This is a genomic window from Bacillus cereus group sp. BfR-BA-01408 (assembly GCF_022663305.1).
Taxonomy (GTDB): Bacteria; Bacillota; Bacilli; order Bacillales; family Bacillaceae_G; genus Bacillus_A; species Bacillus_A pacificus.
Genome location: NZ_JAKUFF010000004.1, coordinates 21587 through 36213, shown reverse-complemented (window position 1 = coordinate 36213; position 14627 = coordinate 21587). Strand labels below are relative to the sequence as shown.

Sequence of the window (14627 nt, the reverse complement as noted above, 5' to 3'; positions counted from 1 at the left end):
GAAAGGGGAAATATAGGAAGAGGATATATAAGGAGGAAAAGGCATGAAATCTACAAATCAGTTTCAGACATACGAAGTATCATGGGAAGAGTTTATTGAAGCATTGCGAGAGGAAATGAAGAAACAAGTAGGGGCAGATATTATTGATACAGTAGTTTGCAATTTAGAAGACGGTTTTGAAGTGTATACATATGTGCAAGGGGATTTGGATTTTGAATATAAGGAAGCACTGGAAAGGAAATACGGGAGCGATGCAAAAACTCCTAATGTGCTAACGATTATGTTATTAGCTAGTATTTATAGTACAAGTGAAGAGAATATACGTTTGCATGCGGATCATAAAGATAATCCAATTGTTGAAGTGTATGTGAAGAAATGAAACACGCTGTGAAAGGCGTGTTTTTTAATTGTTCCGCTATTTGTGGGCAGTAAGCCCCTCACCTCAAAATTCAGCGGAAGCAAAGAAGTTAGGTAGAGGATTAACTGCCCGTAAAAGCCCGATTGGTGAGGGCTAATAATCAGTGGGAAATGAACAAAACTCCCACTGATTCAAGTTTCACTTTATATGATAAAATATTAGAAAATTAAGAAAGAAGGTGAAGGATTGGGAATTAAACATCTTAATTTAACAGTTACAGATGTAACAGCAGCTAGAGAGTTTTTAGAGAAGTATTTTGGTCTAATTTGTAGTGGAACAAGGGGAAATGGCTTTGCAGTTATGCGTGATAATGATGGATTTATATTAACGTTAATGAAAGGGAAAGACGTACATTATCCAAAAACATTTCATGTAGGATTTCCACAAGAAAGTGAAGAGCAAGTAGATAAGATAAATCAAAGATTGAAGGAAGATGGATTTTTGGTTGAGGCTCCTAAACGTGCACATGCGTATACGTTTTATGTGGAAGCACCTGGTGGATTTACAATAGAAGTGATGTGTTAATTCAAAAATCAAACTTTTTGTTATGTGTTTTTAAAATAAAAAGTAGGAAAAGTCTGTTTTAAGTGTAGAGCTTAAACAGGCTTTTTTACTTATAGTATCGGATAGAAAACGCTAGAAGGAATCATATTCAGCTTTTATAACTGTTTACATAATAAAGTTATGCTGTGTTCGTTGTCCTAAAATACAAGTCATATATCTTGTATCCTCTCATAAATTTAAACATAGGAATTTGTCTACAAAGGTGGCGAAGCCTCATCATGAAAATTCGAATTTGTGCCACATTCATGTTGTTTCTATTTATATGGTTACATCCTTTTTGGACTTTTGCAAAAGGAGAGGAGGCAAAGGAAAGGGTCGTTTCACTTGTATATGATGATTCGGGCAGCATGAGAAATAACGATCGCTGGAAATATGCCAATTATGCTTTGCAAAGTTTAGTTGCGCTATTAGATGAAAAAGATAAATTTTCTTACGTTCCAATGAGCAAGCCGAATGATCCATTAAACATTTCGTTAACGAAGGATAAGAGACAAACGGAAATTGAGGGAATTGGAGCGTGGAAAACGTATTTAAATACTCCGTTTAGCGCAGTAGAAACGGCGATGCAATCTATAAAAAAGGAAGCAGATATAGATGGGAAACGTGAATTTTGGCTTATTGTCTTAACTGACGGGGCATTTAATGATTTAGAGAAAGATAAGATTGGCGGAAAAGAACAAATTACACAAAAGTTAGCACAGTTTAAGAAAGAAATGGATGCAAAAAAGATATCGTTACATCCAATTTTAATTACGATGGAAGAGGATTTAGGACAGCAAGAAAAGGCACAACTAAATACGTTTAAAGAAATATGGAAAAAAGAGATAAATGGAGTTACGATGCCATCTAGTGGAGAGGATGGTATTGTAAAAAGCGTCAATCAAGTGGCGGCATTAGTTGCAAATCGTGATCCGTTCTCCTCTGTTGAATCGATTGTGAAAACGAAAGTGGTAGGAAAGAAAGTAGAGATTACAACACCATTTCCGTTAAAACGTATGACGCTTGTGCGACAATCGCCTTCTTTGTCTAATTATCAGGTCACACAAATTTCTAAACCATTACAATTACAATCTTCTTTTTCCATACATGCACCAGGTGAAGCGAAATTGTTCGGAAATATAGTTCATATCAGTACGGAAAATGAAGAAGTTATTAAACCAGGAACGTATACGATAGAAGTGGATCGAGATATTGAGAAAGAAGGGTTACAAGTACTAGTCGAACCGGCGCTTAATTATACTGTTTCTACTTATGACAAAGAGGATAAGGATAGAAAAAATGTTGAGGAAATGTATGAAGGTGTGACAGCTGTTATTGAAGCAAAACCTACTGAGTTGCCAGTTCAGTCTTCTTACTTTCAGGCAGAAGTAGAAATAGGCGGAAAGCAATATGCGATGAAGTGGGACGATAAAAGACATGTATTTTATTACGAAACGAAGCTTACTAAAGGATTAGTACGCGGGAAAGTTCATATGAACATAAAAGGATTTTACAGACAGACGAAAGAATTTAAAATCGAAACAACGAAAAAGCCTGAATTATCTCTTCGAACTGTCACGAAAGATTATGAAGAAAAAGTAACGAATTTAGAGAGTAGTAAACCATTTATTATACAACCACAGTTAGATGATAAGCCGATGACAGAAGAGGCTGTAAAAAAACTATTAAAATCTACTGGTGTCACATCTAAACAATCCATCAACTATGAAATAAAACAACATGGTAATCAAATTTATATTTATCCTCGACCTCATTACTCCGACACGTTCAATTTTACAGATACCGGCACCGTAGAAGCTACCATCGTAGTGCAGGATTCAAAGTTACAAGAAGTAAAGAAAAACATAAAACTCCACATTCAAGATGCACCGTTTTATGAAAAGTATGCGCTTATTTTTAAGTTTGTTATTCCTATCACTTTATTACTGTTAATAGTAGGAATAATCGTTTTAGGATGGATTGTCCGTCCGAGATTTCACCGTAAAGCACTATTGTATTACGAATGGGATCAAGAGGTAGCGAAAGATTGGTTATATCAATCTGAGCCAGAATTACTGAAAAATAAATGGTGGAAGCATTATTTTGGTATTCCGTTTAGGGCAGAAAGAAAGACTGTGCAATCCGTTACGTTTATAGCGAAGAAAGGATCAAAATCGATATTTGTAGCGAAAGAGTCACAAGTAGTAGGAATGATTATTGATGGGATGTTTATAACAGAGGATGAGGTTGGAATGGAACATAAGACACTATATCCAAATGAACTTTTAGTAATTGATAGAGGATATGGTAAGGAGATTTACAAATACGAGTGTGAATAGTAGGTGGGGAGAAGAGGAGAATGTTATCTTTCCCTCCTCTTTTCAAACAAGCAAGAATAGGAAGGTGGTTCACATGACGTTACAAGTTCCAACGATATTAATTGGTTTAGGTGGAATCGGTAGTACTGTGACACATCAAATATATGAAAGACTGCCTGAGGAGCGTCGAAAAAAGGTAGCAATGCACGTATTTGATACAGATGTGAATACATTGAGTAAATTTGATCATATTCGAAAGTTTAAGACGCAAACGAGTTCGAGCAAAACGCCTAGGGAGTATATTGCAGGAGATCCAACGATTCCAGAATGGTTTCCGATGGACCCGACTATACTTGATAAACCACTGACAGAAGGGGCAGGACAGTTACGCGTTATTTCCCGTTTAGCGTTACGTGCTGCGATGAAAGAAGATAAACTCACGTCCTTTTGGCAAGAAATTGAGAAGATTTTTCCAGTTACGAGCGATCAAACAGAATATGGAGTGCGTGTCATTATCGTAACATCACTAGCGGGCGGAACAGGTTCAGGAATGTTTCTACAAATTGCATTATATTTACGTGAAATGCTTCGGAAAAAACTGCAGCATCACAACATTTTAATACGCGGTGCATTTCTAATGCCGGATGTGTTAGTGAAGACGAGAACGGTTAGTGCGAAAGAGTTTGAAACGGTGCAAGCAAATGGCTATGCCTCGTTAAAAGAATTACATGCTATTACGCTTGGCTCTACTGGAGAATTATCAAAACGCGGCGGGGTTACGATTGAATTAGAGTATCGACCGGATCAAGTAGATGAGGACGGAAGAACGAATCATACAATTAAACAACACCATTTACCGTACAATTATTGTTTCTTATATGATTACGAAAATTTACATGGACACCATCTGCACAATTTATCAGATTATATGGAGCAAATGGCAAATACGATTTATTTACAGTTATTTAGTCCGATGTCCGCAAATCATTTTGCACAGGAAGATAATCAAATTCAGCAATTAGCAGAATCAAGTGGGAAAGGACGATATTGCGGAGCAGGAACGGCAAAGATTATTTATCCGTATGAGCATGTGTTAAAATATTGTGCTTTAAAATGGGCCGTGCAAGGTTTAGATGAATCGTGGCTTCATTTAGATCAATTGTTTCAAGAGAAAAAGCATAGATATGACCAAGATGTAAAACGTGGTATGCAGCGTGAAAAGCCAGAGCGCGGGAAAAGTTATTTAGAAGATTTAGAACATCTTGCTACTCGTCCAGAGCAGGCTCATATTTTCTATAGACAAATGTACAATGAAACGCGTGAAGGAGCAGAAGGCGGTAAGGTTGGTGTTGCGAAATCTAAACTGTTTTTAGAAGCTGTAGAAAGCTATGTACAGCGTACGGTACAAAAAGACGAGGAATTAAATCGTCTGCAGCATGAGTGTAAAATTTCGGCTGCGAAACTGAAAATGATGGAACAAATGAAAGGTGAAGTAGCAAGGGTCGATCATGCGGTTCGTTTATATGCGTATGCGATTCCGAGCCGTGTACATGAACATGTAACGACACTTTTATATGACATGATTGAATCAGACCGTTTTTCACCGAGTGGTTCTGAAGGCCAGTCATATCAATTAAATACATGGTTTTTAAAGAAAACAGATCCAGTTCATCCAGTAGCAGCTCGTTTTATGTTGTATGAAATTCGAAAGCAGTTAGTGGAAAAAATGAATCGACTACATGAAAATAATGAACAAAAGCGTAATTTAATTCAAAACTACGATAAGAAATTTAATGTGAGTAACATTGATGGAACGGTAACAGCTGTACGCCGAGTAGAAATTGCGCAACAACAAGGTTGGTTCGGAAAAATGATTAATAACCAGCAGCGTTTATTTAAAAAGGAATTTGAAGATATTGTAACGCAGTACGTACACAAATTAAACGAATACCGTAAAGAAATGCTATTAGAACTCGTTTATCAATCGCTATATCAAGCAGTTAATAAAATGATTCAATATTGGGAAAGGTTTTTTGATAATTTACATGAAACACGTGAAAATTTATTGTTCGAAATTCAAAAACGAAGCAAAGAATTTGAAGGGAAAACAAACCCAACGAATGTATACGTATTAGCGGAAGAGAAGTTACAAGAAAAGATATGGCAAGATATGCAACAACATTTAAATTTAGGTGTATTACCGAAAGATATATCAGCAGAAATTTATATGAGCTTATACGGGGAATATTGCCGGGATGCGAAAACAGAAGAGATTCAATCGAAAAAGGTAGAAGACTTTTATCGTGAGCACATACTAAGTTATTGCTATGATGAATTACAAATACGCTATCGCGATAAATTAGAGCTGAATATCGTTGAGGCATTACGAAAAGAAGCGGATTATAAGAATCGTGATCGTGATGAATATGTTCGTGAAAAAATTGAAGACTTGTTCCATTTAGCAAGTCCATTCGTGCCGAAAGTTTCTCATCATAGGGAATTACAATACTGGGGTATACATCCATCTTTAAAGAAAGAACTGCAAGAGGAATTAATGCAAGAAATGTTTAAAGAAAAAGATACAGTAAATGAAGCTTTCTCGCCATTTGAAGTCATTTGTTATCGTGCACATTACGGTTTATCACTACAAGACTTTCCTAAGCTTTCGTCTGGACATATTGCAAATGGATTTATGAATGATAAAGGTGATTATTTTCAGTCGTACTATCGCCGTGTAAACAAGTTGAATAGTAAAAAATCTAGTTTAACACCGCATTTAGATAAGTATTGGCACTTACCAGCATTCATGCCAGACTTAAATGCAACGCAAACGAAGTTAGATTATGATAAATGTAATCGAGCTCTTCTATACGCGTATATGTATCGCTGGATAAGTTTAGTTGCTGTTGATGGTCAGTTCGTGTATCAATATAACGGTGTTGGACGTAGCTTCTTAATTCAGTCGATGGGTAAAAATATTTCAAGTGAAAGTTATAAATTACACAGAGCATTGCTTCATAACCCATTTATTTATGAAAACATTTTGTCCAGATTTGAAGAAGAACAAGAAAAGGCGATGATACAAGGTGGACATTTATATACGCATCCATTTGTATTAGGTGCTCAAGATATTAGATGGCTACGTAAAGAGCATGTCCATAATATTTTAGATATGATTTTAATGTATGACCGTGAAGCGAAATATGATCCAACGTTAGAAGAAACTTCTGATGAATTATTAAGACTGTTCCTTGATGAAATTGAGTTATATTTCCAAAACTATTACGGTACAGGTGCCGATATGGTTGCCAAGAAAGAGAAAGAAATGTTTATTAAACAATTGTGGGATCGTTCGTACGCGAAAGGATATGTAGATCCAAATAGTGCTCCTTATAAAAAGTGGCAAAATTTATTAAGCGTTCATGATGAAGAAGAAACGCCAAAAACGAATGTATAATGAATGAAAAGGGAATCCTTAAAAGTGGCAATACAACTTTAGAAAAGAGGGATTCCGATGCCGTTTTTAGGAAGTGTATATCAAATATTTGGATTGTATCCAGAAATTTATTATGGAATGATTTCAGCTGAGCTTGCAGAGCAGCAAAGATTGGAAGAAGTGGAAAACGAAGAACCAGAAACAGAAGTGTAACTGTATAAGAAGCTTCAAAATAAAGATGATAACACGCTACTTGTTCTTTAAACGTATAAGAACGAGTAGCGTGTTTTTGCTATTTAATAATCCCATTTTCTAAAATTTTAATAGTAGGTGCTACTTTTACGTTAGCTTTTGAAAAGGCACTCGGCCAATCGTCTTCAACTCTTTTCCATTTTTCATATTGAAACGCTCTCGCATAATCACCAAATCCGAATGGATCAAGCTGCTGTTTTTGAATGTTGTGGATTAAATCGTTCAAATCTTTGTTTAGTTGTTTTGTAATAAGAGAAGTTAATTTCTTTCTATCTTTGTCTATATCCATATTGAATGTAAGTTCAGATACAGCGATTTTTAAATTCATTTTAACATTAAATTTGAAGCGGTTATCGCTATAGTCTGTATGGATATCACGATTCATGCTAAGAACATTTATTGTTACGAAATCGCCGCCATCGGTATCTTTTAAATCACTATTACTTTCAACTGAAGTAGAAGGGATTTTTAATGTAAGCGAAACCGGTGTATTCGCTTTCTTTTGTAACAAAAGAAGAAGGGCGCTTTCATAACGATTTAATGACATTTTATAAATTCCGCGAGAAGTTAATAGCGCGGAACCGGTAACGATAACATCTTTTTTACCTTTTGTTATTTCTGAAATAGCAGGTGTTATACCTTTATTAAACGTTTGCCTGTGAAATTCATGGAATGTTGTAAAAACGGTCCGATTGTACAGTTTGTTCGTATTAATTAAATCTGTTAAATACTCGGGAAGGGCAGGCTTGTCTTTAAAGTTATTATATATAACTGAAGAAATTGGACCGTCTACTGCAACCATACGCATGTTTCCAGTGTTTTTAGGATCACGATACCAAACATCAAGGTAAGGCATAGCCCCTTCTTGTTTTAAAAAATTTGTGCTAAATAAAATGAGCTGTAATTTTTCTGTAGATACTAAACCGCCACTTGAACTATTAAACGTTGCTTTTGCTTCTCGAGGTGTACGTACTTTCGCTTCATGTGTTTCGTACTTTTTTTCTACGTCTTCATTAAAAATAGGATTTACGTGGTACACAATTAATTTTCCTTTTGCTTTTGCGTCAAAGCCGTAAATTAATGAAATCGATTGTTTTTCTAAGTCGAGTCGATCTCCACAGCCTGTTAAAAAGGTTATGAGAAAGTAAAGTATAGTGAAATGAATAAAGCGCCTCATTTAAACTCTTCTCCTTTTCCAATGCTGATAAAGTGTCATGTATAAGAGAAATACGACTGGGAATAGAAAAACGATAAAATAACTGGCAGTTCCCCAAAAGTCTCGCAACGCATTTATTTGGTAAGAGGAAGGGATATAAAAGAATAAGACAACAATACACCCGAATAATAAAAACCAAATAGGTAAGGAACTCCCTTTTTTGTTAAGTAATTGATTGATTCCATCTGAAGCAGTAAATATGTAAGGAATGCAAGAATCAAAAATAATGAAGAGATAAAAAGATAAAAAGATAATTTCAAACCGCTCAAGAAACGAAAAGTGAAATGGTGTAACAAGAGAAAGGGTGGGCCATAAAAACTTTGTTATACCATCTGGACTAAAATAAACGAAAGAAACGAACGTGACTTGAAGATAAAGAAATAGTGTAATTAAATTTGCGATAACAATCCCTTTTTTAGCAGAGGATTTGTTATTCAAATAAGGATAAAGGACAAACGCAAACTCAAATCCAAGAAATGCAATAATAGTTGATTTTACGGTGTTTAAAACTGGTATCCAGCCCTCTTTAAGAAGAGGGAGAAGGTATATCCAATGCCCATCTTTAAGAGGGATAAACAATAGTAAAGGCATCCACAGTGTGAAAAACACAGTGAAAACAGCATAGCGACTTATAATAAGAACGCCTTTACATGCGAGCATAAGCATGGGAATAGATAGTAAAATCATAATTAAAAACATTGGAGTTCTAGGTAAAATCCAAATGTGAATAACGTATAAGAGGGAAAAAATTAAGGAAATAGCTGCAAGGACAGCATATAAAATCCAAAAAATCATTCCTGCTCTTCCTAGCCACTTCCCAAGATAACGAGTTAGCACATCGAGTAAAGTATATCCAGGATGCTTTTCCATGATTTTTACAATAGACAGACTGACTAAAGTAGTGATAGCGCATCCAATAATAATAGACATCCAGCCATCTGTATTCGCCCCTTGTGCAACTTCACGTGGAAGTGTAAGGACACCGAATCCTACTTGAACACCACTAATCGTTAAAATGTATTGAAATAAACTAATCTCCCTCTTTGCACGCTTTGTCACTTATCTTCCTCCGTTCCTTCTATATCGCTTTGTCGATTCTCTTGTTTTAAGTTAAGGGATAGTGGGCGTTTCTTCATTATTTTCCATGGTAAACGTATAAGAATATCTTTTAAATCCGAAGCAAATAACGGAGAAAACGGACTACCATAAGGAACACCGAGAGATTCCATAGAAAGTATATGAATAATAATGATTGCCATCCCAACCATAATACCAATGACACCAAATAAAGAGGCAATTATCATCATTGGGAATCGAAGAAGGCGAATTCCTGCAGACATTTCTAGGTTAGGGATGATGAAAGAAGCGACTGCAGTAATAGATACGACGATAACCATAACATTACTTACTATTCCTGCTTGAACTGCAGCTTGTCCAATAACAATTCCTCCTACGACACCAATGGTTTGTCCAACGGGTCCAGGAAGCCGAACTGCAGCTTCGCGGAGCATTTCAAGTACTAATTCCATCAAAAGTGCTTCTAATATAGGAGGAAAAGGAATTTTAGCTCGAGATTCTCCAATCGTTAACAATAATTTAAGTGGAATCACTTCATAATGAAAGGAAATCATAGCAATATAAAGAGCAGGAGCAAAAATTGCAATAAATAATCCAGTGAAACGAAGTAATCGTATAAAAGATGGAATCATTGGTCTGAAGCTGTAATCATCTATCGTCTGAAAAAAAGCTGAAAAAGTCATTGGTCCTATTAATACGCCTGGTGAACGATCTACAACAACAGCAATTCGCCCATCCAGAATATGATGTGCTGTTGTGTCAGGGCGTTCAGTTATTGATAATTGCGGAAAGAGAGTATAGGAATTATCTTCAACAAATCCTTCTAATTCTCCGGTAGTAAGAATGGCATCTACTTTGATTGATTCGATGCGGCAGGCCATCTCTTGTACAACATCTTCGTTTGCAATGTCTGCTAAGTACAGCAAAAAAACTTTTGAAGTAGCTCGTTCACCAACAGTGAATTCCTTTACTTTCAATTCGCGATTTGGAATATATCGACGAATAAGTGCAAGGCTGTCGCTTGCTACTTCATTAAATCCTTCGTGTGAGCTTTTTATGGCGCTTTCTGTTGTAGGTTCTTCAATGCTCCTTTTTGGTGCCGCTTGCGTATCAAGCTCTAAAGCGGATAGTTGCCCGTTTATAAATAAAATACTTTTGCCGTGCAAAAGAGATTGTTCAATGTCTGTCCACTGTTGAACTTTTTTAATATTTCCGATAGAAACAGAGGCTTCCCAAAAATCGTCTTCATTCCACTCTTTAAATAAGAGAGGACGAAGGATGTTTACGTTAATAACAGTTTTGTCTACAAGTCCTTCCATATATATAAGTGCAGCTTCCTGTCCGTTTTTTAATGGAAAAGTGCGTGTTATTAATTCTGGAATACCGCTAAACAGTTTGGACAAATGCTTTAAATTAAGGGAAAGGGAAGAAGAGATAAGTTTATTTAATGTATGATCAGCTTGCTCTTGGGTAGAAAAAGATTTTTCACCACGAATCCATTTATTAAAAGACCCCATTTGTTTGCTTACTCCTTGTTATGTTTTATCCCGATTGGTGAGGGTTGATTAAAGTTTCACTTTATATGGGTTATTATGGATAGTTCCAAGCTCACATATGCGTAGTTTAAATTTTATATTGTATATTTTTAACTTTAACGCTATAATTATAGTGTTAAAGATGGAATCGTGATATGACCTGTTATGAATCTATCGTTTTATTTATGAATAAATGGATTGGTATTTTAGCAAGATGTGCTAATAAACTACTCCACCATGATAATAACGTGCCGAAATGTGGCGCGTATATTTTCGTGGTGGAGTTTTTTTATTCTCAAAAAGGGGGAAAGACCATGAATAACAACATGGTTCATATTACAATTGACGGAAAAAAGTATACAGCGGAGCCCGGTTCAACGATATTGGGTGTTATAAATGAGAACGGGATTGAACATCCGCAAATTTGTTACGTGCCAGAAGTAGATCCTATTCAAACATGTGACACTTGTATTGTAGAAGTTGACGGAAAGTTAATGCGCTCTTGTTCGACAGTAGCGACAGAAGGTATGAACATTGAACGTAACTCTACTCGTGCGAAAGAAGCACAAACAGAGGCGATGGATCGGTTATTAGAAAATCATTTATTATACTGTACAGTATGTGACAACAACAATGGGAACTGTAAACTGCATAATACAGCAGAATTAATGGAAATCGAACATCAAAAATATCCTTATGAACCGAAAGTAGATGTAAGTGAAGTTGATATGACGCATCCGTTTTATCGCTATGACCCGAATCAATGTATTGCATGTGGTCAATGCGTTGAGGTGTGTCAAAACTTACAAGTAAATGAAACGTTATCGATAGACTGGGAAGCGGAGCGACCACGAGTGATTTGGGATGAAGGAGTAAATATTAATGATTCTTCATGCGTGAGCTGTGGTCAATGTGTAACGATTTGCCCTTGTAACGCTTTAATGGAAAAAACGATGCTTGGTGAAGCTGGATTTATGACGGGATTAAAACCAGATATTCTTGAACCAATGGTAGATTTAATTAAAGAAGTTGAGCCTGGATATAGCGGTATTTTTGCGGTATCAGAAGTGGAAGCGGCCATGCGTGATACTCGCACGAAGAAAACGAAAACAGTATGTACATTTTGTGGTGTAGGGTGTTCATTTGAAGTGTGGACGAAAGGACGTAAAATTCTTAAAGTACAACCTTCTTCTGATGCGCCAGTTAACGCAATTTCTACTTGTGTAAAAGGAAAATTTGGTTGGGACTTCGTAAATTCTAAAGAACGAATTACGAAACCTTTAATTCGTAAAAATGGAACGTTTGTTGAATCTACATGGGAAGAAGCATTGAATGTAGTTGCAAGTAAATTAGGTGCGATTAAAGAAGAGTACGGAAAAGATGCTATCGGTTTTATTTCTTCATCTAAAATTACGAATGAAGACAATTATGTGATTCAAAAATTAGCTCGACAAGTATTTGAAACGAATAATATTGATAACTGCTCACGTTATTGTCAATCACCAGCGACAGACGGATTATTCCGGACAATTGGTATGGGCGGAGATGCTGGAACGATTAAAGATATTGCACAATCTGGTCTTGTTATTATTGTAGGTTGTAATCCGACAGAAGGTCATCCTGTTTTAGCTACACGTATTAAACGTGCACATAAATTACACGGACAAAAATTAATTGTGGCTGATCTTCGTAAAACAGAAATGGCAGAGCGTTCAGATGTCTTTATTAGTCCAAAACAAGGAACAGATCAAGTATGGTTAATGGCTGTTACGAAATATATGATTGATCAAGGCTGGCATGATCAACGATTTATTGATGAGAATGTAAATTTCTTTGAAGATTTCAAAGAGAGCCTTACAGCATATACACTTGAATATGCAGAAGAAATGACTGGTATTTCAAAAGAAACACTGATTCAAATGGCTGAAATGATTCGTGATGCAGATGGTACATGTATCCTTTGGGGAATGGGGGTAACGCAAAATACAGGTGGATCTGATACTTCCGCTGCGATTTCAAACTTACTACTTGCAACAGGTAATTATCGTCGTCCAGGCGCTGGTGCATATCCGCTTCGAGGTCATAATAACGTACAAGGTGCTTGTGATATGGGTACTTTACCAGGATGGCTTCCTGGATATCAGCACGTTACGAACGATATGGAACGTGCGAAATTTGAAATGGCTTACGGAGTGAAAATTAATAGTGAACCAGGTCTGAATAATATTGAAATGCTTCACGCGATTGACGAAGGGAAAATGAAAGCTATGTATCTTGTTGGAGAAGACATGGCTCTTGTAGACTCTAATGCAAATCATGTACATGAAGTATTATCAAGCCTTGATTTCTTCGTTGTGCAAGATGTTTTCTTATCTAAAACGGCTCAATATGCAGATGTTGTATTACCAGCAGCGCCATCTCTTGAAAAAGAAGGTACTTTCACAAATACAGAGCGTCGTGTTCAAAGACTATATCAAGTTCTTCCTACGCTTGGAGATGCGAAGCCAGACTGGTGGATCGTGCAGGAAGTTGCGAATAAATTAGGTGCAAACTGGAATTATAGCCATCCAAGTGAAATCTTTGCTGAAATGGCAAGTTTATCACCACTATTCTCACAAGCAAACTATGAAGTACTGGAAGGATGGAATAGTTTCCATTGGGGAAGTTTTGACGGCACGAATACACCATTACTTTTCCAAGATGGATTTAACTTCCCAGATAAAAAAGCTCGTTTTGCGATTGCTGACTGGGTGCGCCCAGCTGAATTCCCAGCTGAGTTCGACCTTCATATTAATAATGGTCGTATGCTTGAGCACTTCCATGAAGGGAATATGACAAATAAATCAACAGGTATTCAAACGAAAGTGCCTGGCGTTTTCGTTGAAGTTTCTCCAGCACTTGCAAAAGAACGTGGAGTAAAAACTGGTTCATTAGTCCGTCTTGTCTCTCCGTTTGGAGCGTTAAAATTACGTGCACTTGTAACAAATCGTGTAAAAGCGAATGAGTTATATTTACCGATGAACTCTACAGATAATGAAACAGCAATTAATTTCTTAACAGGTCCTGCCGTTGATACGCGTACGAACACACCTGCTTATAAACAGACGAAAGTGCGTATGGAAGTGCTGGAAATTGAGGGTGAAAATCCGATGCCAAAAGCGAATCCGCGTAATAAAAAACGTCACCCTCAAGCTGGCATTGAGGTACATCGTAAGTGGGCACGTCCAGGGTATGTGCATTTAACGGATAAGTAGGAGGAGAAAAATATGGCTGCACCTATAAAAATGATTCAAAAACAAGAATTAACTGAGGAAGAAATAAAACAGAAAAAATTAGATGATTTAAAAGAGCTTCTAGCTAATAATGAAGACGCTCTAAATCAAATGTTTAACATAGTAGGGGAATTGAATGATATTGGCATGTTAGAAGCAGCTAATTCTATGCTAAAGGCGAAAGAACCAATCGCAAAAATTGTTCTTGGCCAAGTGACTCGTGAGCCTGTTACAAATTTAATTAATAATATGATGGGGGCTGCAGGTGCTCTAACAGAACTTGATCCGGAACTTACGAAAAAGCTTATAGGTAGCTTATTAGTAGGGCTAGAAGAAGGTAATGAACATCTAGAGAGTAATAAAAAAGTAGGGGTATTCGATCTTATGAAAGTATTGAAAGATCCAGACATTAACCGTGCTATCGGATTTGGGCTTCATTTCTTAAAAGGTATGGGTAAAGGGTTAAAAGACGAGTAACCTTCACGAGGTGAATCCTTTCGCCCAAATGTTTGTACGAAATAGTTTGGGCGGAAGGCTCATTTTGGTAAAATATATAATAA

Annotated in this window: 10 protein-coding genes; 7 read left to right on the top strand and 3 right to left on the bottom strand. The window is 36.5% G+C overall.

The window, feature by feature from the left end:
- Positions 1-43: 43 nt before the first annotated feature.
- From MR083_RS03770 to MR083_RS03750, 5 genes are all read left to right on the top strand, one after another.
- The gene (locus tag MR083_RS03770) at positions 44-379 is read left to right on the top strand and encodes a hypothetical protein (protein WP_242268588.1); all 336 of its coding nucleotides are present in this window, start codon (positions 44-46) and stop codon (positions 377-379) included.
- A gap of 225 nt (positions 380-604) precedes the next feature.
- Positions 605-943: a VOC family protein gene (locus MR083_RS03765; RefSeq protein WP_242268587.1), complete on the top strand. Its 339-nt coding sequence runs from the start codon at positions 605-607 to the stop codon at positions 941-943.
- Between the two features lie 257 nt (positions 944-1200).
- Positions 1201-3300 (top strand): vWA domain-containing protein, encoded by a 2100-nt coding sequence (locus MR083_RS03760; protein ID WP_000702086.1) that lies wholly within the window; start codon positions 1201-1203, stop codon positions 3298-3300.
- Positions 3301-3373: 73 nt separating this feature from the next.
- Positions 3374-6736, top strand: a complete 3363-nt coding sequence (locus MR083_RS03755) for a tubulin-like doman-containing protein (protein WP_000175139.1) — start codon at positions 3374-3376, stop codon at positions 6734-6736.
- A 57-nt stretch (positions 6737-6793) separates the two neighbouring features.
- The gene (locus MR083_RS03750; protein ID WP_001116176.1) at positions 6794-6928 is read left to right on the top strand and encodes a hypothetical protein; all 135 of its coding nucleotides are present in this window, start codon (positions 6794-6796) and stop codon (positions 6926-6928) included.
- Between the two features lie 79 nt (positions 6929-7007).
- Here MR083_RS03750 and gerSC read toward each other — a convergent pair whose 3' ends face one another.
- The 3 genes from gerSC to gerSA are packed head-to-tail and all read right to left on the bottom strand — an operon-like array spanning position 7008 to position 10777.
- Entirely contained in the window at positions 7008-8144 is a 1137-nt protein-coding gene (gerSC, locus tag MR083_RS03745) for a spore germination protein GerSC (protein WP_242268585.1), read from the bottom strand.
- On the bottom strand, positions 8145-9242 hold the full coding sequence (locus MR083_RS03740; RefSeq protein WP_242268583.1) for an endospore germination permease: 1098 nt from the start codon (positions 9240-9242) through the stop codon (positions 8145-8147). It abuts the gene before it with no gap.
- A complete protein-coding gene (gene gerSA, locus MR083_RS03735; protein WP_242268581.1) occupies positions 9239-10777 on the bottom strand; it encodes a spore germination protein GerSA in 1539 nt (512 codons plus the stop codon). The genes MR083_RS03740 and gerSA overlap by 4 nt, the downstream gene beginning before the upstream one ends.
- A gap of 332 nt (positions 10778-11109) precedes the next feature.
- Between gerSA and fdhF the strand changes: the two genes are divergently transcribed.
- A complete protein-coding gene (fdhF, locus tag MR083_RS03730; protein WP_242268579.1) occupies positions 11110-14049 on the top strand; it encodes a formate dehydrogenase subunit alpha in 2940 nt (979 codons plus the stop codon).
- Positions 14050-14061: 12 nt separating this feature from the next.
- Positions 14062-14544 (top strand): helical membrane plugin domain-containing protein, encoded by a 483-nt coding sequence (locus tag MR083_RS03725; RefSeq protein ID WP_000729887.1) that lies wholly within the window; start codon positions 14062-14064, stop codon positions 14542-14544.
- The last annotated feature ends 83 nt before the right edge of the window (positions 14545-14627 follow it).